At 39.9% G+C, this 24696-nt stretch carries 27 protein-coding genes; 16 read left to right on the top strand and 11 right to left on the bottom strand.

Going from position 1 to position 24696, the window contains the following annotated elements; translation table 11 throughout:
* Positions 1–6: 6 nt before the first annotated feature.
* The 6 genes from FXN70_RS05670 to rplS all read left to right on the top strand — a co-directional run bounded on the left by FXN70_RS05670 (position 7) and on the right by rplS (position 3240).
* The gene (locus FXN70_RS05670) at positions 7–462 is read left to right on the top strand and encodes a type IV pilin protein (RefSeq protein ID WP_324646501.1); all 456 of its coding nucleotides are present in this window, start codon (positions 7–9) and stop codon (positions 460–462) included.
* Complete coding sequence (locus FXN70_RS05665; protein WP_324646500.1) at positions 462–899, top strand: type IV pilin protein; 438 nt, start codon at positions 462–464, stop codon at positions 897–899. Before FXN70_RS05670 ends, FXN70_RS05665 begins: the two co-directional genes overlap by 1 nt.
* A 136-nt stretch (positions 900–1035) precedes the next feature.
* On the top strand, positions 1036–1293 hold the full coding sequence (gene rpsP / locus FXN70_RS05660) for a 30S ribosomal protein S16 (protein WP_324625481.1): 258 nt from the start codon (positions 1036–1038) through the stop codon (positions 1291–1293).
* A 13-nt stretch (positions 1294–1306) separates the two neighbouring features.
* Complete coding sequence (rimM, locus tag FXN70_RS05655; protein ID WP_324646499.1) at positions 1307–1855, top strand: ribosome maturation factor RimM; 549 nt, start codon at positions 1307–1309, stop codon at positions 1853–1855.
* Positions 1856–1898: 43 nt separating this feature from the next.
* Positions 1899–2636: a tRNA (guanosine(37)-N1)-methyltransferase TrmD gene (gene trmD / locus FXN70_RS05650; RefSeq protein ID WP_324646498.1), complete on the top strand. Its 738-nt coding sequence runs from the start codon at positions 1899–1901 to the stop codon at positions 2634–2636.
* A 229-nt stretch (positions 2637–2865) separates the two neighbouring features.
* On the top strand, positions 2866–3240 hold the full coding sequence (gene rplS, locus FXN70_RS05645; RefSeq protein WP_324646497.1) for a 50S ribosomal protein L19: 375 nt from the start codon (positions 2866–2868) through the stop codon (positions 3238–3240).
* Positions 3241–3309: 69 nt separating this feature from the next.
* Here the strand turns inward: rplS and FXN70_RS05640 are convergent, their stop codons facing one another.
* Together FXN70_RS05640 and FXN70_RS05635 are read right to left on the bottom strand one after the other, a co-directional pair.
* On the bottom strand, positions 3310–4272 hold the full coding sequence (locus FXN70_RS05640) for a triacylglycerol lipase (protein ID WP_324646496.1): 963 nt from the start codon (positions 4270–4272) through the stop codon (positions 3310–3312).
* 53 nt (positions 4273–4325) lie between these two features.
* Positions 4326–5372 (bottom strand): lipase secretion chaperone, encoded by a 1047-nt coding sequence (locus FXN70_RS05635; protein WP_324646495.1) that lies wholly within the window; start codon positions 5370–5372, stop codon positions 4326–4328.
* A gap of 262 nt (positions 5373–5634) precedes the next feature.
* Here FXN70_RS05635 and truB point away from each other — a divergent pair, with 262 nt between their 5' ends.
* Both truB and FXN70_RS05625 read left to right on the top strand, forming a co-directional pair.
* Positions 5635–6546, top strand: coding sequence for a tRNA pseudouridine(55) synthase TruB (gene truB, locus FXN70_RS05630; RefSeq protein ID WP_324646494.1), 912 nt, complete (start codon positions 5635–5637; stop codon positions 6544–6546).
* 7 nt (positions 6547–6553) lie between these two features.
* Positions 6554–7324 (top strand): sulfite exporter TauE/SafE family protein, encoded by a 771-nt coding sequence (locus FXN70_RS05625; protein ID WP_420714374.1) that lies wholly within the window; start codon positions 6554–6556, stop codon positions 7322–7324.
* Positions 7325–7360: 36 nt separating this feature from the next.
* Here FXN70_RS05625 and FXN70_RS05620 read toward each other — a convergent pair whose 3' ends face one another.
* Positions 7361–8263 (bottom strand): EamA family transporter, encoded by a 903-nt coding sequence (locus FXN70_RS05620; protein WP_420714379.1) that lies wholly within the window; start codon positions 8261–8263, stop codon positions 7361–7363.
* Between the two features lie 81 nt (positions 8264–8344).
* Positions 8345–9577, bottom strand: coding sequence for a phosphoglycerate dehydrogenase (gene serA / locus FXN70_RS05615; RefSeq protein ID WP_324646492.1), 1233 nt, complete (start codon positions 9575–9577; stop codon positions 8345–8347).
* A 337-nt stretch (positions 9578–9914) separates the two neighbouring features.
* Between serA and FXN70_RS05610 the strand changes: the two genes are divergently transcribed.
* From FXN70_RS05610 to FXN70_RS05600, 3 genes are all read left to right on the top strand, one after another.
* Positions 9915–11321: an FAD-binding oxidoreductase gene (locus tag FXN70_RS05610; protein WP_324646491.1), complete on the top strand. Its 1407-nt coding sequence runs from the start codon at positions 9915–9917 to the stop codon at positions 11319–11321.
* Positions 11322–11411: 90 nt separating this feature from the next.
* Entirely contained in the window at positions 11412–11786 is a 375-nt protein-coding gene (locus FXN70_RS05605; RefSeq protein WP_324646490.1) for a hypothetical protein, read from the top strand.
* Between the two features lie 187 nt (positions 11787–11973).
* The gene (locus FXN70_RS05600) at positions 11974–13200 is read left to right on the top strand and encodes an MFS transporter (protein ID WP_324646489.1); all 1227 of its coding nucleotides are present in this window, start codon (positions 11974–11976) and stop codon (positions 13198–13200) included.
* Between the two features lie 62 nt (positions 13201–13262).
* Here FXN70_RS05600 and FXN70_RS05595 read toward each other — a convergent pair whose 3' ends face one another.
* The 4 genes from FXN70_RS05595 to FXN70_RS05580 all read right to left on the bottom strand — a co-directional run bounded on the left by FXN70_RS05595 (position 13263) and on the right by FXN70_RS05580 (position 18340).
* Complete coding sequence (locus FXN70_RS05595) at positions 13263–13805, bottom strand: hypothetical protein (protein WP_324646487.1); 543 nt, start codon at positions 13803–13805, stop codon at positions 13263–13265.
* A gap of 12 nt (positions 13806–13817) precedes the next feature.
* Positions 13818–15968, bottom strand: coding sequence for a YccS family putative transporter (gene yccS / locus FXN70_RS05590; RefSeq protein ID WP_324646486.1), 2151 nt, complete (start codon positions 15966–15968; stop codon positions 13818–13820).
* A gap of 226 nt (positions 15969–16194) precedes the next feature.
* Positions 16195–17274 (bottom strand): AI-2E family transporter, encoded by a 1080-nt coding sequence (locus FXN70_RS05585; RefSeq protein ID WP_324646485.1) that lies wholly within the window; start codon positions 17272–17274, stop codon positions 16195–16197.
* A 421-nt stretch (positions 17275–17695) separates the two neighbouring features.
* On the bottom strand, positions 17696–18340 hold the full coding sequence (locus FXN70_RS05580) for a ParA family protein (RefSeq protein ID WP_324646484.1): 645 nt from the start codon (positions 18338–18340) through the stop codon (positions 17696–17698).
* A gap of 125 nt (positions 18341–18465) precedes the next feature.
* Here FXN70_RS05580 and FXN70_RS05575 point away from each other — a divergent pair, with 125 nt between their 5' ends.
* From FXN70_RS05575 to FXN70_RS05565, 3 genes are all read left to right on the top strand, one after another.
* Complete coding sequence (locus FXN70_RS05575; RefSeq protein WP_324646483.1) at positions 18466–18936, top strand: Holliday junction resolvase-like protein; 471 nt, start codon at positions 18466–18468, stop codon at positions 18934–18936.
* 127 nt (positions 18937–19063) lie between these two features.
* Positions 19064–19618, top strand: coding sequence for a hypothetical protein (locus FXN70_RS05570; protein ID WP_420714378.1), 555 nt, complete (start codon positions 19064–19066; stop codon positions 19616–19618).
* A 113-nt stretch (positions 19619–19731) separates the two neighbouring features.
* Positions 19732–20394 (top strand): hypothetical protein, encoded by a 663-nt coding sequence (locus FXN70_RS05565; protein WP_324646481.1) that lies wholly within the window; start codon positions 19732–19734, stop codon positions 20392–20394.
* Between the two features lie 125 nt (positions 20395–20519).
* On the opposite strand, the gene FXN70_RS05560 is transcribed toward FXN70_RS05565, so the two are convergent.
* The 3 genes from FXN70_RS05560 to FXN70_RS05550 all read right to left on the bottom strand — a co-directional run bounded on the left by FXN70_RS05560 (position 20520) and on the right by FXN70_RS05550 (position 22000).
* Positions 20520–21020, bottom strand: a complete 501-nt coding sequence (locus tag FXN70_RS05560) for a hypothetical protein (protein WP_324646480.1) — start codon at positions 21018–21020, stop codon at positions 20520–20522.
* 80 nt (positions 21021–21100) lie between these two features.
* The gene (locus tag FXN70_RS05555) at positions 21101–21382 is read right to left on the bottom strand and encodes a hypothetical protein (RefSeq protein WP_324646479.1); all 282 of its coding nucleotides are present in this window, start codon (positions 21380–21382) and stop codon (positions 21101–21103) included.
* A 57-nt stretch (positions 21383–21439) separates the two neighbouring features.
* On the bottom strand, positions 21440–22000 hold the full coding sequence (locus FXN70_RS05550; RefSeq protein WP_324646478.1) for a hypothetical protein: 561 nt from the start codon (positions 21998–22000) through the stop codon (positions 21440–21442).
* Between the two features lie 342 nt (positions 22001–22342).
* On the opposite strand from FXN70_RS05550, the gene FXN70_RS05545 reads away from it, so the two are divergent.
* Both FXN70_RS05545 and FXN70_RS05540 read left to right on the top strand, forming a co-directional pair.
* Positions 22343–23608, top strand: coding sequence for a hypothetical protein (locus FXN70_RS05545; RefSeq protein ID WP_324646477.1), 1266 nt, complete (start codon positions 22343–22345; stop codon positions 23606–23608).
* Between the two features lie 131 nt (positions 23609–23739).
* On the top strand, positions 23740–24696 hold the full coding sequence (locus tag FXN70_RS05540) for a 2-hydroxyacid dehydrogenase (RefSeq protein WP_324646476.1): 957 nt from the start codon (positions 23740–23742) through the stop codon (positions 24694–24696).

The raw sequence follows: 24696 nt of genomic DNA, 5'->3' as shown, positions 1-24696 counted from the left end.
GATTACATGAAAAATATATCTTCTATTAGAGGTTTCACTTTAATTGAACTCATGGTGGTTGTGGTAATTGTGGCGATTCTCGCTGCAATTGCTATACCAAGTTATCAAGAATATGCACGGCATTCTCGTACAGCACAGGCTGAGGAGGAAATGCAGCGCTTAGCAGTGCTGCTTGACCGTTTTAAGGCGCGTAATTTTAGCTATAAGGGCTTTGCTACAATTCAAACGACTGTTGCTGATAAGACAAAGTATCCGTACACAATTTCGGTTGTGGATGGAGGTTCAACGACAACAGCAGTAGCGCTAGCCAGTGGAACGGGGCAAAGTTGGTCAATCAAAGCTACAACCGATGATCCTAAAAACTATACCTTATTGCTTACAAGTACAGGTGTCCGTTGTAAAAATAAAACCACATTCACCGAGTTTAATCAGTGTGGTTCAAGTGGTTCGGAGAATTGGTAATGAATAAACGACAAGTGGGTTTTACGTTGGTTGAGCTTATGATCGTTGTTGCGATCATTGGCGTTTTAGCTGCCATTGCTTATCCTTCATATAGCAGTTATAAAGTGCGAACCAATCGTGCTGATGTGCAAAGTGAACTCATGCGTGTTACAGGAAGCTTGCAAAGTTATAAATTGGCAAATAATAGCTACAATGGAGCAGCGCTTACAGGCGTGGGTGGTACAGCTAATTATCCGGCTACAGGTACAGCTTATTATACGGTCGCTTTGGTTGTTGATGCAGACCATCAAGGCTATACACTCACTGCAACACCTGTCGAAACAACAACACAAGCGGGGAATGGTATTGTCTGTTTAAACCAAGATGGGCAAAAATTTTGGACAAAAGGCGCAACAGCGTGTGTGTTATCGAATAGTTCCACTTGGGATGGCAACTAAGTTTACAGATTAGTCAAAAAAGCATCTTTCCTTCAGCGCAGTTTTCACGTAAAATATTGCCCTCTATGAAAGGGGTTTGAAGCGTTATCGGTGGTCGATAACAGGGATAATCCGTAAGAATTATAAGGTTTTTATCATGGTTGTTATTCGTTTAGCGCGCGGTGGTGCAAAAAAACGTCCATTCTATCAAATCGTTGTGACTGATAGCCGCAATGCACGTGATGGTCGTTTCATCGAACGTATTGGCTTCTTTAACCCAACTGCTCAAGGTCAAGCTGAAAAACTTCGTTTAGACGCAGATCGTTTTGCTCACTGGGTTTCTCAAGGTGCTCAACCTTCTGAACGTGTTGCTTCTTTAGCTGCTCAAGCTAAAAAAGCTGCTTCTGCTGCATAAGTAGAGAACGCCCATGACTCCAGCACAGAATGTTCCTGAAGATCGGATTCAGATTGGACAGCTACGTTCAGCGTATGGCTTGAATGGGTGGCTCTGGGTGTATTCCAATACAGAACCCATGAGCAATGTGTTTGACTATCTGCCTTGGTATATCCAAACCAAGGACGGATGGCAAACTGCCAGCGTTAAGCGTTGGAAACCACATGGCAAAGGCTTGGTCGCTGCAATAAAAGGTGTAGATGATCGCACCGCAGCAGATGCTTTGGTTGGCGCAACGCTTTGGATTTCTAAAAGTCAGCTTCCTCAGCCTGAAATGGATGAGTATTACTGGTCAGATTTAAAAGGCTTAACGGTGTTAGGGCTAAATGATGATGAGCAAGAAGTGAACCTTGGGAAAATTCATGAAATGTTCGAAACCGGTGCTAATGATGTCATGGTTGTACATGCTACGCTAGACAGTATTGACGCTGAAGAACGCATGATTCCATGGCATAAAGATGTGGTACAACGTGTTGATCTTGAAGCGAATCGTATTTACGTCAATTGGGGCGTAGATTACTAATCTTTTCGATTAGCCAAACGCAGTAGGAAAATAGGAGCCTGCGATGTTTTTTGCAGTCATTACACTGTTTCCTGAAATGTTTGATGCGATAACCGCGCATGGGATTAGCGGACGTGCAGCAAAACGTGAATTGGTACAAGTGCATTGTATTAATCCGCGAGATTTTGCTGAGGGCAACTACAAACGGGTGGATGAACGTCCCTGTGGTGGTGGCCCAGGTATGGTGATGATGGCTGAGCCATTGGCAAAAGCAATTATCCATGCCAAACAACTTGCGCTGCAAGTAGGCTGCCAAAACAGTCCTGTGATTTATATGTCGCCGCAAGGTAAAACCCTCAGTGAACCTGCCGTACAACAATTTGTCGAATATGACGGTTTAATTGTACTGTGTGGGCGTTATGAAGGGGTAGATGAACGTTTAATCCAAAAATATGTCGATCAAGAATGGTCGATTGGTGATTACGTTTTATCGGGTGGAGAACTGCCTGCAATGGTGCTGCTAGACAGCATAATTCGGCGCTTACCCGAAGCGATGTCAGATGAACAATCGCATATCCAAGATTCTTTTGTAGATGGTCTGCTTGATTGTCCACAATATACCAAGCCTGACCATTTTGAAGGGCTAGATGTGCCTGAGGTACTTAAATCGGGACATCATGCCAATATTGAAAAATGGCGTTTTTTGCAGCGTTATCAACGAACTTTAGCACGTCGACCTGAGTTGGTTGAAAAAGTCGAATTGAGCAAGCAGCAAAAAAAATGGTTAAAAGAGCAAAAATAAATCTGCATTGCGTATGTAGATTGAACCGTAAAACAAGAAGCTTTGCTTCTACAAGTTTTTAAAATCTTAAATCGATGATTCATCAATTTAAGATTATTCAGGCCTCTTATTGCTTTTTTATCTAGATAAAAAAGCGTAGGGGGAAAGCAAACGGGTCGATATGCGATTAAGCCTCTATCCCCAGCGGTTATTCAGACCTCTCTGAACCCGCAATTACGGAGTATCCCACATGAGTGGTAAGCATCCTTTAGTTCAAGCAATTGAAAATTCACAATTAAAATCTGATATCCCAGCTTTTGCTCCGGGTGACACTGTTGTCGTTCAAGTTAAAGTTAAAGAGGGTGATCGTGAGCGTCTTCAAGCATTTGAAGGTGTTGTAATTGCGAAGAAAAACCGTGGTTTGAACTCTGCGTTCACAGTACGTAAAATTTCTAGCGGTGTTGGTGTTGAGCGTGTATTCCAAACTCACTCTCCAATCGTTGCCGGTATCGAAGTGAAACGTCGTGGTGACGTTCGTCGTGCTAAATTGTACTACCTTCGTGAATTGTCTGGTAAAGCTGCACGTATCCGTGAGAAATTACCAGCGCGTAAAGTTAAAGCTTAATTTTAAGTTTTATACGATACAGAAAATGCGCCAATTTTGGCGCATTTTTTATGGGTGATGATTACAGCTTTATAAACCTTGTAGTTTTAATCGGTTGGCATGTTGTCGATAGAGTGCAACAGGATCTGGCGAGAAAATACTGCGCATACCAAGGATTTGGTTAATTTCATCTAAATGGCTGTAATTATAATTATCTCGAATCACTTTTCCAAAATGCGTACTACAACGATCGACCAATCCATCATTATCCCGATTTAAATAAACCAATGGGCCAATACTGGCAATTGCACTGTCGGTGACATCAAGCAGATTGGTAATTTGCCCTGTACCGGTCCAAGAGTAGTAATAAATGCCATTGTTATAGCTGGCTCCATTTTGAGCGCACGATGCCGCGAGCGCAGCACTTGGATATTTGCGGTTAAACTCAGCCGAACCCGCTTGGCTAATTGACTGTAAAGAGCGTGTGGTGCTGATGGGTAAATTGGAATTACCTTCTGCCCACTGAATGGTCGGGCTTAAAATATGGTTGCCCACCAAATTCATCACCGAATGCAGTGGATTGCTCGATAAAACCGTATCGGCAACTTTAGAGCCACGGAATGTGCCACCCACACCTGTCAGCGAAGCGACATATTCAGGTTTAACAATTTCGATATAACGAATGGTCGGCCCACCGTGACTATGCCCAATTAAGTTGACTTTATCTTGCCCCGTAATGGCTCTAACTTCTTCAATTTGTTGCAAGAGCTGTTCGCCCCGCACTTCGGTTGACTCAAGTGGAGAAAGCTGAGTTGCAAATACATTTGCACCATTACGTGCTAAATCGGGAAGTACTTGGTAGAAGTAATCCATGCCAAAGCTACTGGTACCTAGGCGAGTAAAGCCGAACATACCATGCACAAAAACAATGGGATAACGCGTGGTGGCGTAATGGTTATTTGCGGTGACACTCGGATATTGCAAGTTTGCCGAGCTTGACATACTGATGCCAAAACATAAACCAAGACTAACAAGTAACGCGATTTTTTTCATAGGTCTGTCCTTTTAGATGATAATCATAGATCCAATCTATGGTATGGGTGAATTTAATTCAGGAGTGAATTACTGCCTTGATCATGTGTTGTTTCAAAGGCTTTTAAGCGAATATGCTCTTGTTGAGTTTGAAATTGCTGCTGTTGTAATTGTTGAATTTGTTGTTGCTTACTTTGATCGCTATCATTACTTTTTAGAATGCTGTCCCGCTCAGTTAAGTACTGGTTGACACGGCTATTCCATGCTTGTCGGTTCTGATCGAGGGTTTCAAGACGTTGTGCTGCTTCGCGACCAACCAAATTAATGCGCATGTCCTGAATTTGTTCAGGCGTGGCATGTTGAGCTTTAAGTTCTGCGGTGAGTTGATGTAAATCTTGTACTACGGTTTGTTGTTTAATTTGCTCGCGCCAACTTTTTGGTAAATCTTCCAGTAAGCTTTTGAGGCGTGCGGCTTTTTCTGCACTCGATAGTTGGGCGTTTTGCAAAATTTCCATACGCTTTATTGTATAGCCATTATATAAATCTTCATTGCCAAATAAGCCGGTAATCTCGCTGCTTGAAAAAAACTTTTGTTGTAAAGTCTGGGTTGCCGTTAAGACATTTTGATAATAGCTACTGTCGTTAGGATTCGCGCTTGGCACAGACAACTGCCCCAATGCTTCGCGATATTTTAAATAGCGCGACCATAAATCAATGATTTCGCCAATGGCGGGGGCTGGAAAACTACTTTGAATATAATTTTTGAAGTCTTGATCGATTTGGGGTAATTTTTTCTCGCCATATTGAGTTAGAAAATACTCATAACAATCACGAGTTTGTTCATTCACAATTAATTTATTTCTAAAATTTAGCTTAAGCTGGCAGTTCACTTGGGTATCTGCTTGACTGATACTTTTGCTTGCCGCCAATGCTGATGAACTTGGCGTAATGCCATTATTTTGCATAGAGGAATTTTGTTGTAACAGACCACCTTGTGCTGATGGACTGTTCGTAGCAGTTGTACTGGTTCTGTTAGATAAAACCCAAAACAATATTCCAATCAATAAGATAATTAGGATAAATAGCATTAGCCAAGTTTTGCTACTCTGCTTTTTTGGCATTCAAAAGTCCTTTTTCATTTACTTCAATTTTCTAATTATATTGATGTTTTAATTGATGGACGATTTTTAAACTGAACTAATTAGTGCAAATGCACTATTTTTAATCTAAATGAATGAATTATTAAGGGAAAAAATAAATACAGTTTTTATTGAAGGACATAAGATATGTGCATTTTGTTTTAAACTTAACAAAATGTTTATAAGTTGTCATTTTGTTTGGGTATTGTTAGAATGCAATGCCGTGAGAATGTAAAGTTGAAGTATGTCTGCCGCTAAACAAAAAATTGTTCGCCGTCCCATTAGTGGTGTTTTTCTACTAAATAAACCGTTAGAGATTAGCTCAAATGCTGCATTACAAAAAGTACGTTGGTTATTTCGGGCTGAAAAAGCAGGACATACAGGTGCACTCGATCCACTGGCAACAGGTTTATTACCCATTTGTTTGGGTGAAGCAACCAAGTTTTCACATTATTTATTAGATTCAGTCAAGCGCTACCAAACCACCGTGCGCTTGGGCATAACCACGGCAACAGGCGATGTCGAAGGCGATATCTTAGAACAAAAACAAGTGCCTGTTTTGACTGCTGAAAAAATTGAGCAAGTTTTGGCGAAATTTCGTGGCGATATTCAGCAAATTCCACCCATGTATTCGGCACTTAAACGTCAAGGGAAACCGCTATATGAGTTGGCACGTCAAGGTATTGAAGTGGAACGTGAAGCACGCCCAATTACGATTTATCAACTTGATTTACTTGAATTTAGTTCAGACAGCATCACTTTAGATGTGACTTGTTCAAAAGGCACTTATATTCGGGTTTTGGGTGAAGATATTGGACAGGCTTTGGGCTGTGGCGGACATTTAACACAGTTACACCGTATTGGTACAGGCGCGTTTGATTTAATTCCTGAATATACCATCGACTATTTAGAAACATTAACCGAAGCCGAGCGAGAAGCATTGTTATTGCCGGCTTATGCACCTGTTGATCATTTCCCCAAAGTACAAATTCCTGAAGGTCGCCGTGACTATTTTTGTAATGGCATGGAAAGCAATATTGAGCATGCTGCGGCAGCACAAGTACTGGTGTTTGATGCCGAAACTTGTTTAGGTTTGGCTGAAATTACCGATAAAAAACGTTTAGTTCCGAAACGGGTTCTTCATTTAAATAAGTGATATTAATATGGATATAAGTATTCTGACCGCCCTTAGTTTAATTGGGTTTGCTTTTACAGCAGGGGCGATTGATGCCGCAGTCGGTGGTGGTGGATTAATTCAAATCCCTGGTTTGATGAGTACTTTCCCACATATGCAAACCGCAACGGTGATTGGAACCAACAAAATGTCGTCGATTTGTGGGACGGCATCGGCAGCGTATACTTTTGCTCGTAAAGTCAAATTACAATGGAAATTACTGATCGTGATTGCCATTTGTGCCTTAATCAGCTCTTTTGCAGGGGCGGCATGTTTGTCGATGATTCCACAATCGGTACTGCGTCCTTTTGTTTTTTTCATGCTGATTGTAATTGCCATTTATACTTTAATGAAAAAAGATTTTGGGCAAGTGCATACTGAATTACGAATTACACCTAAAGTTTTAATTTTAGCGGCAATCGGCAGTTTAGCGATTGGTTTTTATGACGGAATTTTTGGCCCGGGTACTGGCAGTTTCTTCATTTTCTTTTTTATTCGCTTTTTAGGGGTCGATTTTTTACATGCGTCCGCGCTGTCTAAAATTGGCAACTTCATGACCAATTTTGCCGCGTTAAGTTTTTTAATTCCAACTGGGCATGTGTGGTTAGGCGTTGGTTTAATGATGGCGGTTGCCAATGTAATTGGCTCAGTGGTTGGCGTACGCACAGCTTTAAAATACGGTAGTGGTTTTATTCGTAAAATTTTCTTGGTGTTGGTGAGTATTTTAATTTGCCGTATTGGTTATCAAATGTTTTTTTAATTTGATGATTCTTGCTTTAAAAAAGCATCCTGAAATTTAAGGATGCTTTTTTTCTGCTAATTTTTTTTCAAGGCGCTGTTTGGCTTGATGGGTGGTATAGGTACATCCTAATGATGCCAAAATAATCATGGCTAAGGCCAACCATTGTGTCCAAAGTAAATGTTCGGATAAAAATAAAATGCCTGAAAGTGCTGCCATGACGGGTTCAAGGCTCATGAGTGTGCCAAAAGAAAGCGGCGATAAATGTTTAAGTGCGACCATTTCAAAAGAAAAGGGTAAGGCGCTTGCCAAGAGTGCTAACAAAATAAAATATAAGGCATAAGGGAGGTCTAAGACCTGACTTGGCATGCCAAGTCCTAATGCAATAGGCATTAATATACATGAGCCAACAAACATACCAAGGCAAACGGTATGTTGCCCTGAAATCCCTGAACTTTTCTGCCCCGATAAAATATAAAAAGCCCAACATGCGCCTGCCAAAACTGCTAAAGCAACGCCAAATAGGTCAAGCGAAGCATCGACTTGGTTAAATGGAAACATCAAGATAATGCCTAAAATGGCAAGAATCACCCAAACAAAGTCGAAACGCGTTTTGGCATGAAACAGTGCTACGCTTAAAGGGCCAATAAATTCAAAGGATACGGCAATCCCTAATGGTAGACGTTGCAATGATAAGTAAAAAATTGCATTCATTCCTGCAAGTGCAGTACCATAGCTAATAATGGTTTTCCAGCGAATTGCACGGAAATTAACAGTCCAAATGCGAAAGAAAATAGCCAATAAGCTAAAACCTAAAAATAAGCGTAGCGCCGAAACGGTCAGTACAGGAAAAACGCTAAATAAACTTTTAGCAAGAGAAGCACTACTTTGTACGCAAATCATCGCCAGTAGCAGCAAGCATAACGATTGTAAAGTGGTATTGTTTTTAAGCATTTTAATTGAATCTTGGCTTTGTTGTTTTAGCGTGGCAGAAAAATAAAAAAGCCACAACCCGAAGGTGTGGCTTTTTGTGGCATAGACTTAGAACAAGACGCGAACGCGAATGGTTCCGTCTACATTACCAATCATATCTAGTGCTTCTTGAGAAGCTGACGCATCTACATCCATGACCAAGTAACCTACATCACCTTTAGTCATTAAGCTTTGACCTGAAATATTAATATTTTGTTCTGCAAACAGGTTATTAATTTTAGATAACACACCTGGAATGTTTTTGTGAATATGCAGTAAACGATGCTTACCTTCAGTCAATGGCAAGGCAATTTCAGGGAAGTTCACCGCAGATAAAGTCATACCTTTATCTGAATAGGCAACAAATTTCTCTGCAACTTCTAAACCAATGTTGGCTTGCGCTTCCATGGTTGAACCACCCACGTGAGGGGTTAAGATGACGTTATCTAAACCACGTAGCGCAGACACAAATTCTTCACCATTGGCTTTTGGCTCTTTCGGGAAAACGTCAACTGCTGCACCTGCAATATGACCTGATTTAATCGCATCGGCTAAATCTTCAATTACCACGCAAGTTCCACGTGCTGCATTTAAGAAAATTGAACCTGCTTTCATTTTGGCAAACTGTTCTTTCTTAAAGAAATTACGTGTAGATGGAACATCAGGTACGTGTAAAGATACCACATCTGCGGTTGCTAATAATTCGTCTAATGAACCGACTTGACGCGCATTCCCCATCGGTAATTTTGTAACTGCATCATAATAGATAACGTGCATACCTAAGCTTTCTGCAAGTACAGAAAGTTGTGAACCAATTGAGCCGTAACCTACAATACCTAAAGTTTTGCCGCGAGTTTCAAATGAACCGACTGCTGATTTGTTCCAACCACCACGATGACAGCTTGCCGATTTTTCAGGTACGCCGCGTAATAATAAAATAGTTTCGGCAAGCACTAACTCTGCAACTGAACGGGTGTTTGAATATGGCGCGTTAAATACAGGAATACCACGTAGCATTGCTGCATTTAAATCGACTTGGTTGGTTCCAATACAGAAGCAACCCACAGCAATCAGTTTTTGTGCCGATGCAAAGATTTCTTCGGTCAGTTGGGTACGCGAACGAATGCCAATAAAATGTGCATCTTTTACTGCTTCTTTGAGGGCTTCGCCTTCTAAAGCAGTTTTATGTGCATCAATATTGGTATAACCCGCAGCGTTTAGCGTGTCTATGGCATTTTGGTGGACGCCTTCTAACAATAAGAAACGAATTTTATCTTTAGGTAGTGAAAGATGTTGGCTCATTACGACTCCGCTACAAGGGTCAAATTTAGTCACAATAGAATAGCACAGGTCAGCTAAGCTGTTTATTTTCTTAGCACCTGAGGCGATCAGAATTGATCGTGCCTAAACATAGACGAATTGTATGGGAATTGGCAAATTATTTATGGGTTAATCTAGGGGTGATTTAAAAATGAGCGTCATTTTAGCGCAGTGTTAAGCTTTATCCTGCACAGAGTTCAATGTAAAATGTTTAAATTGCAGCGTATTCCTAAAATGCTGCACGATATTGATGCTGTAATGTCTTTAATGGCGTGCGCCAATATCTCCAACTTGTTTATTTCTGCTAGGCCTGTAAACGATGAATGCTCCAATCGCTTTAACACCTGAGTTACTGAACCAATTCACTGCTATTGTTGGTGAAAACCGTATAAAAACCGATGCAGATAGCCTCCAAAATTGGGGACGTGATCATACTAAGCATTTTGATCCAAATCCGTCGGTGGTTCTTTTCCCATCAAGTACCGAACAAGTTCAGGCGATTGTGAAATTAGCCAACCAATTTAATATTGCAATTACACCAAGCGGTGGACGTACAGGGCTTTCGGCAGGGGCCGTAGCGAGCAATGGTGAAATTGTGGTTAGCATGGATAAAATGAACCAAATTTTGGAATTTTTCCCAGCAGACCGTATGGTGCGTGTGCAAGCAGGTGTGGTGACTGAACAACTGCAAAACTATGCCGAACAACAGGGGATGTACTATCCTGTCGATTTTGCATCGGCAGGTTCAAGCCAAATGGGGGGTAATATTGCCACCAATGCCGGCGGTATTAAAGTAATTAAATACGGCATGACTCGTAATTGGATTTTAGGCCTCACCGTTGTGACAGGTAAAGGCGATGTGATTCGATTAAATAAAGGCATGATTAAAAATGCCACTGGTTATGCTATGCAGCATTTATTTATTGGTGGCGAAGGTACATTAGGTTTAGTCACTGAAGCTGAAATTAAGCTAGAGCGTCAACCACAAGACTTACAAGTCATGGTGTTGGGTGTACCTGATTTTGACGCAATTATGCCGATTTTACATGCCTTCCAAAGCAAAATTGATTTGACTGCATTTGAGTTTTTTGGCGACTTGGCCATGCAAAAAGTGTTGGATCATGGTCATGTACAACGTCCGTTTGAAACCGAATGCCCATTTTATGTATTACTCGAATTTGAAGCGCCGTACGAGCCAATTATGGACAAGGCAATGGAAATTTTTGAGCATTGCATGGAACAAGGTTGGGTCTATGATGGGGTGTTAAGCCAAAGCCTAGAGCAAGTACAAAATTTATGGCGGTTACGTGAAGATATTTCTGAGTCAATCGCACCATTCACGCCATACAAAAATGACATTTCAGTGTTAATTACCCACGTTCCTGCATTTATTGCCGAAATTGATGCGATTGTGACCCAAAATTATCCTGACTTTGAAATTTGCTGGTTTGGACATATTGGTGACGGTAACTTGCACTTAAATATCTTAAAACCTGAAAACTTAAGTAAAGATGAATTCTTTGCCAAATGTCAGGTCGTCAACAAATACGTGTTTGAAACAGTCAAAAAATACGATGGTTCAATTTCGGCAGAACATGGCGTAGGCATGACCAAAAAGCCATATTTAGATTATTCTCGTTCACCAGAAGAAATTGAATATATGAAGGCGTTGAAACAGGTTTTTGACCCAAATGGTATTATGAATCCGGGTAAATTATTTGATTAATGATTGCATGTGACTACATGATTACTATGGTTTAAATCTAAAAGGTATCGCATTATAAGCGATACCTTTTTTATTTTATTAGGTGTCAGTATGCGATTTTTATATGTTATGGGCGGATTTGCTGTTGTATTGCTCACAGGTTGCAGCACACTTTATTCTGTAGATCAACAAACAAGAACCGATGCACCATTACAACAGCTACTGAAATTGCAACCTGACTTATTCAAAGGAGATGAATTATATCCTGTTTCGATTCAGCAAAGTTTTAATGCTGCTGAAGCGCCAACAATAGCCAATGTTCAGGTTTTAGAAACGGGTTTAATGGATGATTCGGTGAGCGCAATTCGCACCGATTATGTATTTAAGCGCAAAGAAGCACAGTGGAAACTAGACAGTAAGCAACAAACCTATCAATGCGTACGTGGCAATACAGCAGGGAAGTTTCAGACTGCACTTTGCCCTTAATTGAAGAATGATCATGAATTCGACCCCTGATTAAAAAAATGCTATGCTACAGGCATCTGATAGATTCATTTTGCCATTTAAAATCCTTTACGATTTTTAAATCGCCCATCTTATTGATTTAATTTTATCTTTTATGTTATCGGCTGTTTTACACAGCGCGGTAGCTATTGCTATTGAAGAAGACCTCATGTCACCAGCTCCACAAACATTAAGTCGTTCGACTTTAATGTTCCCTCTTGCTTTAGTTTTATTTGAATTTGCCGTTTATATGGGCAATGACCTAATTCAGCCCGCCATGCTGGCAATTACCCGTGATTTTGGGGTGGGCGCGAATTTGGCACCATCTGCCATGTCGTTTTATTTATTTGGCGGTGCATGTGTTGCATGGCTACTTGGGCCATTGTCTGACCGAATTGGTCGCCGCCGTGTCTTGCTAACAGGCGCATTGTTCTTTGCGCTGTGCTGTATTCTGATTTTATTCACCCAAAATATGCAACAGTTTTTAACCATGCGCCTTGTACAAGGCATTGGACTAACGGTAGTTTCTGCGGTGGGGTATGCAGCCATTCAGGAAAGCTTTGCCGAACGCGATGCCATTAAAGTGATGGCGTTAATGTCGAACATTTCTTTACTTGCACCTTTGCTTGGGCCCGTTGTTGGCGCATTTTTAATTGACTATGTGTCGTGGCATTGGGGCTTTATTGGTATTGCAGTGGTAACGTTAATTGCTTGGTTTGGCTTAAATAAGAGCATGCCAAAGCAGCAACAAAGTGTGACTAAAAAACCATTTAATACGTTATTCCAAGATTTTAAACAGGTATTTTCGAATAAAAAATTCTTAGCTTTAGGTTTGGCATTGCCGTTAGGAAATATGCCACTGATGCTTTGGATTGCACTTTCACCTGTCATGCTTGTGGATGAACTCAAGCTCAGTAGCTTTGCCTATGGCTTGTCACAATTTCCCGTATTTATTGGTTTGATTGCCGGTAATATCGTCCTGATTAAAATTATGGATCGTTTTGAATTGGGGCGTACTGTTTTGGTGGGTGTGCCAATGATGTGTTTTGGCGCATTATTTTTACTGGCGGCGGTTTTTGTTCCTGCACATGCTTTAGCTTTAATTTTAATTGGCATGACCATTATTAGCTTCGGTGAAGGTTTGTGCTTCTCTGTGCTGTATCGTTTTGCATTAATGTCATCGGACGTATCGAAAGGTACTGTCGCGGCCTCACTTTCAATGCTTATTATGTTCAGCTTCTTTGTGTTTATTGAAGTTGGACGTTGGTTATATATGCAGTGGCATTTAATGGCATTTGCATGCAGTTGTTTGGCATTTTTGGCGATTTGGTTGTTGTATCCACGCGTTTTTTTAATGCAGGTCATGAAAGAGCGCCGTGAAGCGGGAACCTTCTAAATTTTCTTGATGTAAAAAACCGAGCCATGTTGCTCGGTTTTTTTTTGCATTAGGTGGTGGTGTTATTTTGAATTGAGCAATCGCTCCATTTCTTCACGGTCGGGTTCATAGCTACAACCAAGCAAGATAAACGAGCTCTTCCCTTGCATTTCTGAAAGATTCAAATTGATGTGATAACTGATATCACCATCTCCACCCGCTTCGGTACGTAACTTTTTAACGCCACGGAAAAAAGGCAATTTTCCATATTCGGTGTATTCAGGAATCTTAAACTCTTGAGCCAATTGTTGAACGTTTTCATCCCGATAAAGTGCCAAAATGGCATTGCCTGAGAGTGCAATTTCATGGGTTGGACGATGAAATAGCGTAACGGGTTTGGCATTTTTATAAACATAAATGAATGGCTGATCGGGAAGTGTGATTCTCATCCAGCCCAATTTTTTCAATTGTTTTTCATAGTCAACGCCTAAATTAGAAAATTGCTGATGACTGGCTTTGCATTCAATCATTTGATTCAATTCGGTTTGATTCAAGGCATGTACCTGACTGGTGAATGCCCCCATCATGCTACCCATGACGATGACTTGTAAGTAATTTTTGAACATAAAGCAGATCCTTTATCTAATTTCTTGGGCGAGTAGTTGCTTGCGTAAGCTGAGCAGTTCGGGCAAGGTTTCAAGCAATAAACTAATCTGTTTTAAAATGAGTAAGCCTTGGTCAGATAGATTAGCAGCTTGGCTGAGTATTTGAATGTCTGCACATTTTTGTTGAATTTGAAATACAGATAATGGTTGTTGCTGAATTAATACGACATTGAGTGTGGTTTGACACCATTGCATCACTGCTAAAATATCAGGGTCTTGCAGATAGTCACGATGTACCCCAAGCGCAGAAATATAACTGAGTTGGCTATGGCTATAAACCAAATAACGAAAAGCAGTATGAATTAGGTCTGGGTTGGGGTGTGGCTCAGTACTTAAACTCGAAATCATACTGGCCAATTCAGTTTGTTTATTGTGTGCTTTGCGCCGTGCAATCCGATAATTCACACTGTTATTTTTACCATGTTGGTATTGCTGTACCACTTCATTGAAATAGTGAATGGTTGCTTGGGTATTATTTTCAATATTTTTCGAGATATTGCGAAAATTCCAGTCGGGCCAAATAAAGCTGACCGCTAACCATGCAATGCCACAGCCCAACAGTGTGTCGATGATTCTAGGTAAAATGATCGCATAACCTGCACCTTTCATATTAAAAATGAGCAAGACCATTAAGGTTGCCATTAATGTGGCAATTGAATATTTTTTGACTCTTAAATAATAAAAATAGACCCCACAAATAACGGTGAGCATCAGCTGACCTTCCACACTTGGAATAAAATACAGCAATGGAATGCCAATGAGTACCCCAAGGAGTGTCCCCAAAGTTCGCATTTTTAAACGACTTTTGGTGGCAAAATAACTACTTTGGCAGACAAATAAACCTGTCAGTAAAATCCAATAGCCATTTTGTGAAAAAGGCAGCAGCGACACGGCATAACCGACAATAAAAATAAAAGCAATGCGAACCGCATGGCGGAATAATGCGGATTGAGGGCTTAAATGTGCCCTAAATTTGAGTACCAAGTCATGCCAATCTTGGACATCATCGTCAAGTAAGTTGAAGTTATCATTGCTGTTGTGAGTCAGGGACGTATTTTGCTGTTGTAGCTGATTCAGTCCATTAAGTTGTTCGTGAAAATTATGCAAATTTTTTAAAATAAGTTGTAAATTGCGTACTTCTAAGTTGTTGGGATGTTGGGAAATCCAGTCGTGTACTGAGATTTCAAGTTGAGCTAATGCAAGTTGGTCTTCTGCACGTGGTTGATACGGCTGACGTTGTAAAATACACAGTGATAAATCTTGGCATGCACGAGCTAAAAATTTTACATTTTTTTGAATCCGAAAAATTAAATCACTGCGGCTAAAATTTTGTTGTAAGTGTTCGTAGTGTAAATAAGTTGAAAGGGCTTTTTCGTGAATATCTTGGGCTAAAAAGTATAGGTGTAGCCAATAAATAGTGTGCTTGTTGGCACGTGAAGCCTTTAAACGTGTCAGTAATGACGCCTTGCTCATATTGAGATGTTGTACCACCACACCACTTTTAATCGATAATTCAAACAGGAGTTTTTCTGTTTGTGGGCTATTGTCGGGGTCAAACAATTGGGTTTTTTGTTGAAGTAGCTGTGCAAGTTGGTCAAAAGTTTTAGCTAAGGTGTCTTGTACCGCAAGCGTTGGTTTGAGTAAATAAAAAATAATTGAACTTAAGCTATACCACAGCGCACCTGCAACAAAGCACAGCGGTTGGAAATACCAAGGTGAATATTCTCCTAAGCCAAACATACTGTAAATTGAGAGTAAAATTGTGCCAAAAGAGATTGTGGCGTAGCGTTGTCCTAAGCCGCCCAATAATACCAATAGCATGCTTGAAACTGATAAATAAAGAATAAACAGAAGTTTATGTGGTGCGAGATATTCTAAAATGCTACTTGTTGCGAAAAATAGAATGGCAACATATAAAAAATTTCTTAAACGAATGCTTAAACGATCATCGAAGTCTGTTAGAGATGCAGCAATCGCGCCCAGTGTAATGGGAACAATAAAATGCACTAAGCCTGCATAAAAAAGTCCGAGCGTCGTGCCGGACAAGACAATAAACATTTGCACGCAATAAATAATTAATGCATTGGATTGGTATTTTTTAAAGGTAGTTAGAATGCTACTCACGATATTATTTTTATGCAGGCAAATGATGTGAAAAGACTGACTTTTTTTTGCTGTGCTGTCAATTGTTCTGTGAGGAATCCATATACACCATGAGGAATGGTTTTTTAGGCTGTATTGTGGATAACATTTTAGTTGTCCATAAGAGCATATTAAAAATTGATCGGTTTTGTGATGTTGGTGCATGATCCTGTGCGAGCATAGGATCATGCATTTGGCACGCGATTTTTTAATCGTTCGGTGCTGCTTGGGTTTTGTTGCCAACCGAATGAATCCACTCACGCCAAATTGCCAGTAAAATAGCGAGAATGACTGGCCCCATAAATAAACCAACCAAGCCAAAACTGGCAATTCCCCCCAATACCCCAAACATAATAATTAAAAATGGAATTTGGGTTGCCCCTGAAATTACCATTGGCCGAATGACATTGTCAGATGTGCTAACAATACATACCCCCCAAGCCAGTACCCCAACCGCAGCCATAATATTGCCCTGAGAAAATAGCCAAAGTGCGACAGCACAGTAAGAAATAGGGGTACCAAATGGAATGAGCGCCAATAAAAAAGTGATGAGGGTGAGTAACATTGGATTTGGAACATCAGCAACGAAATAACTTAAACCTGCAAGCAGTGCTTGTGCCACGGCAGTTAGACCAAAACCATAAACCACAGCACGGGTAGTTTCTGAAATGGTGTTTAAATAGTGATGTACGCGTGGGCCAATCACTTTTTCAAGTGCTGTACGGACTTGTTCTAAAATACTGCGTCCATCGCGGTAAAAGAAAAATAGTGAAAATAAAACCAAAGAGAGTTTGATTAAATTACGACTAATTTCACTTAATACGAAACGCCCATAACTTAAATGTGACTGAATCCACGCGCTAATATTCTGGGTGAAAACTTGAGGATGATTGTTAACTTCATTGACCATTTGCTGTAAGTTTTGTCCTACAAGCGGTAACTCGGTGATGAGTTCAGGTAGGGTAAAATTACCCGAAAAGAGCTGTTGTTGTAATTGGAGATATAGATGTCGTCCTTCATCTTGCAAGACCATAATGGCAAAAACGAGTGGCATACCAATCATAAAGGTAATCAGACACAGCATGAGCATGGCTGCAAGGTTATGCCGTGTGCTACCACATTGACGTAAAATCCATTGATAGATGGGCCATGTCATATAAGTAATAATCATGGCCCAAACCACAGGAATCATAAAGTATTTAAGTACACTAAAACTTAAATACAATAAAATGAAAAATAGGATAAAAAGTAAAACACGATGCAGTTCAAGCGGGGCAGATCTTGGCACGTCCGTCCTCAAATCGATTCAATTTTATTCTTTTCATCTTAATTGAAAAATTGAAGGATACAAGTAAATCTGTATTTCTAGAGAGATATGCCTGTTTCAAGCAGCAACGTTATAATACTTCACAACATATTATCTCTGCAAAATCGGTTTTTAAAAGTTTGAGTGTGACTTGGCAAATTTTTTGTTGCATCCAGCATGGAATAGGATTTTGCATGTGGATGCAGTGTACTTTCTAAAGCTTCTGTTTGATGCATAATATGAATCACTGCATGATTATTTTTTCCTAAAATGTTCTACAGGAGTAATCATATTTGCGATGGTATTTGTTGGATAAAAAAATTTGTCCACTGTCTATTCGTTCTTGAATAAACATTTGCATATCAATAATCAGTAAAGCACACTTCATTGTCTAACCTTTAACTTAAAACCAATCGCTTGGGTCATCAATCACAGCATTGAGCAAAGGTTGCCATTGTTGTTGAATGTTTAAATAGGCTTTTTGATTCTTATCAAACACACTTAAACCTTGTACAGCCATTTGACCATAGGCGCTACGTTCAGAAATCCACGCTAAAGGTTGTTGTTCAATTTTGCTAAAGAAGTCGTGTAATTCTTTTTGACTTGCGGCACTAGCTTTGACCCGATTTGCCAATAAGAAAATTTCAACTTTGCCTTTACGAATGCGTTTAATGTCTTGTAAATGCTTTAAGAAACGTCGAGTACTGTCAATATCAAAAAAAGAGGGTTGCAGTGGGGTAATAATGGCATGGCTTTCACTAATTAAATGTTCGGCATGCTCACCAGATAATGCACCCGGAGCATCAATAATTAAATATTCGATGTTTTTAGGGACATCCCCAATTGATTTTTCATTGCGCCAATCTAAACTTTGAATTGGTGCTGCGGTCGTTGGACGTTGTTTTAACCATTGTAGGGCAGATTTTTGATTGTCAGCATCGGCAAGGGCGACCTTATAGCCTTTGCTAGCAAGAGCACTTGCTAAACTAATTGCGGTATTGGTTTTGCCACATCCACCTTTTTGGTTTGCAATTAAAATCGTTTTCATGAGCAGTTTTTTAGAATCTTTGAGTAGGCATTTGATTTAATGTAGCACTTTTCATCAACCTCGAACATGACAAAAATGGTGAAGCTTGTTTAAATGCATGCATAAACCAAAATATGGAAGATGTCATGTCGATTTGGGTGGCAATGTTGATTGGCGGTATTTTGGGGGCGCTGCTGATGACCTTTTTATTGTCGAATTTAAGAAGTGGCAAAACCAAAGCGGAATATGAGCAGAAAATTGCTGAATTACAATTGGCACATCAACATGCACTAAAAGAGGCGCAGAAAAAAAGTGTCAATACCAGTCGTGCAGTTTTAAAAGGAAAAATGGCAGAACAATTTGCGCCAGTATTGCCCGGATTTAACTATTTACCAAGCGATGCCAAGTTTTTGGGTGATCCTGTCGATTACGTGGTGTTTAATGGATATAGTGAATTTCGAGAAGGCAATGCCAAAGCACAAGATTTAGAGCTGGTTTTAATTGACATTAAAAGTGGACAAGCACGTTTAAGTAAAGGTCAGCAAGCAATTGCGCAAGCCATTCAACAAGGACGCGTCCGTTTTGAAACCATCCGCATTGATTGGGATGAGGATTAAGTTAAGTACAAAAATATAACAACGATACGCTTTGCTGTTACGTGTTTTGGCATTGTTTGAATACGAATCCATTTAAAATAAAACATGAATTTAAATGGAGTACATGCCGATGACCAAAATACATCGCATGTTGTTGGGTGCTGTACTCAGCTTGAGTGCCGTTAGCAGTTTTGCTTCGAATCAGTATGCTGTTGAATACAATATTGCCAATGGACTTGCGCCAAAAGCACAAGGGCAATCTATTGAGGTACTCAAACCCTATCAGGGTGAGTTTCGCATTTTGGCGGCAAAAACCTATCAATACGATGCACAAGCCAAATTTTCCCCTATAGATTATGCCGTAACCAAAGGACTGTTTACGGATCCAAACATTGCCCGACAAATTGATGTTCGACAATATGACCGTTTTTTAAATTGGAAGATGAAAACATTACCTGTTCCTGCACAGCAAGCGGTGGCAATGGTGTCGAATATGCACATTATTCCTGCCAATCCTGATATTGCATTGCAAATTCAACAGGTGAAACGTGGTGATTTAGTCCGACTCAAAGGTGATTTAGTTGAAGTTAAAGACCATAATTTAGTATGGCGTTCAGCACTCAATGACTACAATATTGGCGATGGTGCATGCAAATTATTCCGTGTCGATTCGATTCAGTGGGTTGATCATAGTGTCTTATAATGCTAATTTTTAAACAAATAAAAGTCATTTATCCCTTATTGTTGGTGAGATAACGCTAGGATGAGGGTGACAACATAATTTAATTGTTTAATTTATATTGATAAAGAGTTTTCATGCGTATCGAACCCAATCAGCAAGACGTTACTAATCCATTTTTGCCCAAAAATCTTTTCGCTTTGTTTTTTCAGCCGAAAAAATTCTTTGCTTTATCAGTGAATTATCCGCAATGGAGCATTGTTTTTTCGGGGTATTTATTGGGTGTTTTTACGGCGATGGACCGTATCGATCAGAAGTTGATGAATTTAGAAATATCGGGAAAAAATAATGAACTGATGAGCAGGATTGCCGAGTCTTGGTCTGCGTATTGGCTGAGTGTCCTATTAATAGGGGTAATTTGCGGTGCAATTGCATGGATGGTATATGGTTGGTGGTACAGCATTCGCCTGCGATGGTCTGGTGCAAAGAATGTAGATAAAGTGCTCGCACGAAAAGTAATGGTGTTGCAAAACTTGGTGTATGCAATTCCTGTGATTGTGACAACGATGGTACAAACACTTTTTTACCCAACATATTTAGCTGCTTATAATGCAGCGTCGATCACAATTTCAGGGATATTTTTAATTTCTTTATTTTTATCGTGTTGGGTGAGTTATCGAGGTGTTACTACACTTTTTAGCTTAAATCGAGCGGCTATATTCTGGTTTTTAATTTTACCGATAGGATGTTTTATTTTAGTCTCAGGTCTCTTTATTTCTTTGAGTCTTGCCGCATTATAGTTAGATGATGTGTCACGAGTGATGAATTTATTCAAGATTTCTAAGGCAAATTTTTATCATTTACAGTGTGATTCATCTGTGCCGAAAGGGGCTTCCTTTGGCACAGGTCGTCTTATTTGCTGTATTTAAGGCTGATTGGGTTGTTTGGCTTTCCATGCGTCAAGCTGTTGTTCGGCTTGAAGCATTAAATCGGTGTTGGGGGCAGTTGTATTCGACTCGAGTGCTTGGCGTTTTTGTTCCCAAAAGCTTGCCATTAAGCCTTGTATATAACGTCCTTGTTCCGTTTTTAGTTCTAAATCTTTGAGCATATTTAACGCCGATAAAACCCGATCACGTTTGCGCTGTGCCAAAAACTCAGGGCTGAGTTTATTTTGTTGTTTCAGTTGTTCAAGTTCAGTTTTCATGTCTTGTGACATGCTGTTAAAGGTTTGATTAAACTGCTCAAATTGTGCAATATCCCAAGGATCATTTTGAGTAATGGCAAAACTTGCTAAATGACTGGTTTGGGGGGCTGATGCAGTTGTGTCAGTGGGATTTGCTGAGCCGTGTGATTCAGGGGTTTTATGACAGCCTGATAATAGGGCAACACTGACAACGAAGCTGCATGAAATAAGCAAATAACGCATATTAAAATCTTCTTTATAGGGTCGTGAAATTTATTCGAGCAATTAAAGCATGATTAGAAACTAACATCTAAACGTAAGTTTTAGTCACACACCACAGGGAATGGTGGCATGGATAAGCCATTGCTTTGCATATGACAGCGTGGTTTGGGCGCAGGTGGATAAGGCTGTGGTGGATAATATGTCGGTTGTATCACAATCACTTGTGGGCGGTTAATTTCCACCTGAGTTTGAGTTGCGCGCTCATTTACATAAATACGTGTTGTGGACTGACTTTGTTGGGTACTTTCAGGCACGACAATACAACTGCAAAGCGTAAATGTGCAGCCAATGAGAATTGTGAGCTTGAGCCATAAAGTTGACATCTGACCACCCATAATCAAAAGATTGGTTTGTTACTGTAGATCAGTTTTTAAGTTGACTCAACTGGGCTGTAGCTGAAAGAAAAATTGTAGTTGTTTCATTTGCAGATGTAATTCTTGTGCAGGCAAGCGGGTTTCTTGTAATAAGGTTAGCCAAGGCATTTGATACCTTTTTAATTCAGCTTTGTTTTGACACTGCTGAATTTGTTGAATCAAACTATGTGCGAGTAAACCACTATATTGTTGTAAGGTGGTGATCATCATATTTTGTACATCGTTTAATTCAAGTTGCGTTGCAAAGTGAACCGATACGGTTTTAGTTTCTTCTTTGACGTCCGTTAAATCTTCGGTTTCAACTTGACTGATTTGGATTTCAGTATTAGACGATTCCGTAATGCGATTTATGACGGTATTAGATGCGGCGTTGTTGCTTTGAATAAAGCCTAATGCTTCTAAGCTTTGGATGAGTTCGGCATTAAAAAGGCGTTGTTGAGAGTGTTGGGCTAATTTGCCAAAATCTTCGGTGCCAATTAGAAACAGCAATTGGCGTTGTTTGGAAGAAAGTCGTGGATCGCGCTGTGCTAAGGCCGTGCTTCCAAGTGTTGTTTTAATATAAGCCATTTCCCAAATCCTAATGCGGACAAAATGAATGGCATTATTCAAACCAAGCAATATGACATTTTTATGAACAGCGCATGTAAGCCACAGGTAAATTTTAACTTAAGGCTTGGAAAAGGTATGATTTATGGTCTTGAAAAATCAGGCATCAAGCGCAAATCATACCGATAAAGCATAGACTTATTTTATGCTTTGATGAACAATAGCCCGATTGAATTAGACAAATCTGTCATCTTTTGCCCTGTTTAATCTGAACAGGCTTTATAAAATAGAGCGTTTGGCATATTTTCGGTTTCGTGCAAGTTTGGCTTGCAGCACCGCCCATTTTGATTTTTCGGTACGGTAATGGATAAACAAATTATTTTTGAAGACGAACAAATCAGAGTTATTTTCTTGCAAGGTAATTCCAAAGAATTGATTTTTTCGTTTGGCGATCTGATTACCCGCGCTAAAGGGTTAAGCATTAATGCTGAAAAATCATTAGTCAAATATGAATATAACGTCATTGGGATTATGCCAAAGCAAAAATCTTGGTTTCCAAGTAGTAGCATGCATAACATGATGGATGCGGTACAGCCCATTTTAGCCCAATTTGAGCAGGTGATTGGTTATGGCGGCTCTATGGGGGGCTATGCGGCAATTAAATATTCTAAATTGCTAAAAATGAACCGCATTATTGCTTTTGTGCCGCAATATAGCATTGACCCGCAACAAGTCGAAGACCGTCGTTATGCTGAGTTTTTTGATGTCGCTTTGCATCGTGATATGCAAATTACCGCCGATGATATTTTGCCAGACAGTGAATATATCATGGTGTACGATCCGTATTATGCCGAAGACCGTGAACATTATTTAAAAATTAAAGCACAGCTTGGCTGTGTACATACCTTACACTTGCCATTTACAGGGCACGATGCATTATCGGTATTGGCAAGTTCAAGTTTACTTAATGATTTTATTCGTCATCCTTGGGATAAAAATTATTTCTACCAAGAAATGCGCCGAGTTAAAAAGAACAGTAAGTTTTATTATCGCACTGTGGTGCGTAACTTATTGGGCAGACATAGTGCCGCATTGGGGCGGATTTTACGCAGTAATAATTTGCAATTAGACGATCAATACTTTGATGCCAACTTAAAGCAAATGATCACGCGGATTATGCTAAGCAAACGTCAAGTGACTGAGCAGGATTTACAAAAGCTTGGGATTAAAGTGAATTTACCCGTTGATACGGCGCGTGCACAGCTGCAAGATCATTACGGTAATTTTTTGGTGTTCAATTTAATTAGTCATAAAATCGAAAGTTATCCGCAAGATGCAATTCAACTGAACCATAAGTATCTGATTCCATTACTCACCAAAGCCACGTGTATTTTGAAAGTTGAGTTAAATGGTGAGCGTTATATGGTGGCGATGAATGATCGTAATGTTATGAAACTAATCAAAGAAGACGATGCGTTATCTTCAGATTTAAGCCCGATTATCTTAAAAAAATATAGCGATGATTATGTGATTAGTTATAAACAGCAAAACTTGAGCAGCGATGACTTAGGCTTATGTTATTTTGTTGACTCACCACTGCAAGACCAAGAAAAATTTAAAATTGTCTAAATTTCTCTTTCGCTCACACAGTAGAAATAGACATAAAAATAGAAGCAATATGCTTCTATTTTTTTTTACTTAAAAATTTGAAAATCTTGTATGGTAAATAAAAATACTGAAACAATAAAGGATGCTCAATAATGACCGATCAAGCTGTTTTTTTAGATTATGCCAGTTTAGATCAGCATGATTTAGATTTTAGTCCATTACAGACAATTTTGCCGAACATCACAGTTTATTCAGTAACTTCTGCCGAGCAGGTGGTGGAACGTTTACGCGATGCCACCATTGCGATTGTGAACAAAGTAAATTTAAGCCAAAGCATTTTGGCACAATTGCCACAATTAAAATTGATTTTAATTTCTGCAACGGGGACCAATAATGTTGACTTAGCTACGGCCAAGCAGCAGGGTATTGTGGTGTGTAATTGTCAGGGCTACGGTACAAATTCGGTGGCACAGCATACCATTGCATTAATGTTGGCGTTGGCTACCAATGTAGTTCGTTATCACAATGCAGTGCAGCAAGGGCGTTGGCAGCAATCGGAACAATTCTGCTTTTTAGATTATCCAATTATAGAGTTGTCGGGGAAAACCTTGGGGATTTTGGGATATGGCGAATTGGGGCAGGAAGTAGCGCGACTTGCCACAGCATTAGGCATGAAGGTGGTGGTGGGTAACTTACCGAATCGTCCTGAGCAGCCAAATCGTTTAGCTTTAGATGAATTGTTGGCACAAGCGGATGTGCTGAGTTTACATTGCCCATTAACCGAGGCAACGCGTAATTTAATTGATACAGCCGAGTTTAAAAAAATGAAACCGAATGCGTTTTTAATTAATGTAGCACGGGGTGGTGTTGTGAATGAAACCGCGCTGTATGAAGCTTTGACGCAAGGCACGATTGCTGCTGCTGCCACCGATGTGTTAACGATTGAGCCACCTAAGAATGGCAATGTGCTGCTACAACATTTGCCAAATTTAATCATTACCCCACATTCGGCATGGGGCAGTGTGCAGGCACGACAAAAAATTGTGCAGCAGCTTGCTGAAAATGCAGCGGCTTTTTTAGCTGGTGAACGCTTACGCCAAGTGAACTAA

The sequence above is a fragment of the Acinetobacter sp. MD2 genome, from assembly GCF_035615575.1.
Classification (GTDB): domain Bacteria; phylum Pseudomonadota; class Gammaproteobacteria; order Pseudomonadales; family Moraxellaceae; genus Acinetobacter.
Note: the sequence above shows the minus strand (reverse complement) of the source record. Positions and strands in the feature narration are given on the sequence as shown.

Bases quoted from the DNA above. Each gene is read 5' to 3' on its own strand.
- FXN70_RS05610 (WP_324646491.1), top strand. From the start codon at position 9,915: ATGAATGCTCCAATCGCTTTAACACCTGAGTTACTGAACCAATTCACT.
- FXN70_RS05580 (WP_324646484.1), bottom strand. From the start codon at position 18,340: ATGAAAACGATTTTAATTGCAAACCAAAAAGGTGGATGTGGCAAAACC.
- FXN70_RS05670 (WP_324646501.1), top strand. From the start codon at position 7: ATGAAAAATATATCTTCTATTAGAGGTTTCACTTTAATTGAACTCATG.
- FXN70_RS05575 (WP_324646483.1), top strand. From the start codon at position 18,466: ATGTCGATTTGGGTGGCAATGTTGATTGGCGGTATTTTGGGGGCGCTG.
- trmD (WP_324646498.1), top strand. From the start codon at position 1,899: ATGTTTTTTGCAGTCATTACACTGTTTCCTGAAATGTTTGATGCGATA.
- FXN70_RS05600 (WP_324646489.1), top strand. From the start codon at position 11,974: ATGTCACCAGCTCCACAAACATTAAGTCGTTCGACTTTAATGTTCCCT.
- rpsP (WP_324625481.1), top strand. From the start codon at position 1,036: ATGGTTGTTATTCGTTTAGCGCGCGGTGGTGCAAAAAAACGTCCATTC.
- FXN70_RS05540 (WP_324646476.1), top strand. From the start codon at position 23,740: ATGACCGATCAAGCTGTTTTTTTAGATTATGCCAGTTTAGATCAGCAT.
- FXN70_RS05640 (WP_324646496.1), bottom strand. From the start codon at position 4,272: ATGAAAAAAATCGCGTTACTTGTTAGTCTTGGTTTATGTTTTGGCATC.
- FXN70_RS05550 (WP_324646478.1), bottom strand. From the start codon at position 22,000: ATGGCTTATATTAAAACAACACTTGGAAGCACGGCCTTAGCACAGCGC.
- FXN70_RS05635 (WP_324646495.1), bottom strand. From the start codon at position 5,372: ATGCCAAAAAAGCAGAGTAGCAAAACTTGGCTAATGCTATTTATCCTA.
- FXN70_RS05625 (WP_420714374.1), top strand. From the start codon at position 6,554: ATGGATATAAGTATTCTGACCGCCCTTAGTTTAATTGGGTTTGCTTTT.
- rimM (WP_324646499.1), top strand. From the start codon at position 1,307: ATGACTCCAGCACAGAATGTTCCTGAAGATCGGATTCAGATTGGACAG.
- FXN70_RS05595 (WP_324646487.1), bottom strand. From the start codon at position 13,805: ATGTTCAAAAATTACTTACAAGTCATCGTCATGGGTAGCATGATGGGG.
- FXN70_RS05570 (WP_420714378.1), top strand. From the start codon at position 19,064: ATGTTGTTGGGTGCTGTACTCAGCTTGAGTGCCGTTAGCAGTTTTGCT.
- FXN70_RS05665 (WP_324646500.1), top strand. From the start codon at position 462: ATGAATAAACGACAAGTGGGTTTTACGTTGGTTGAGCTTATGATCGTT.
- rplS (WP_324646497.1), top strand. From the start codon at position 2,866: ATGAGTGGTAAGCATCCTTTAGTTCAAGCAATTGAAAATTCACAATTA.
- truB (WP_324646494.1), top strand. From the start codon at position 5,635: ATGTCTGCCGCTAAACAAAAAATTGTTCGCCGTCCCATTAGTGGTGTT.
- FXN70_RS05545 (WP_324646477.1), top strand. From the start codon at position 22,343: ATGGATAAACAAATTATTTTTGAAGACGAACAAATCAGAGTTATTTTC.
- FXN70_RS05560 (WP_324646480.1), bottom strand. From the start codon at position 21,020: ATGCGTTATTTGCTTATTTCATGCAGCTTCGTTGTCAGTGTTGCCCTA.
- serA (WP_324646492.1), bottom strand. From the start codon at position 9,577: ATGAGCCAACATCTTTCACTACCTAAAGATAAAATTCGTTTCTTATTG.
- FXN70_RS05605 (WP_324646490.1), top strand. From the start codon at position 11,412: ATGCGATTTTTATATGTTATGGGCGGATTTGCTGTTGTATTGCTCACA.
- FXN70_RS05555 (WP_324646479.1), bottom strand. From the start codon at position 21,382: ATGTCAACTTTATGGCTCAAGCTCACAATTCTCATTGGCTGCACATTT.
- FXN70_RS05565 (WP_324646481.1), top strand. From the start codon at position 19,732: ATGCGTATCGAACCCAATCAGCAAGACGTTACTAATCCATTTTTGCCC.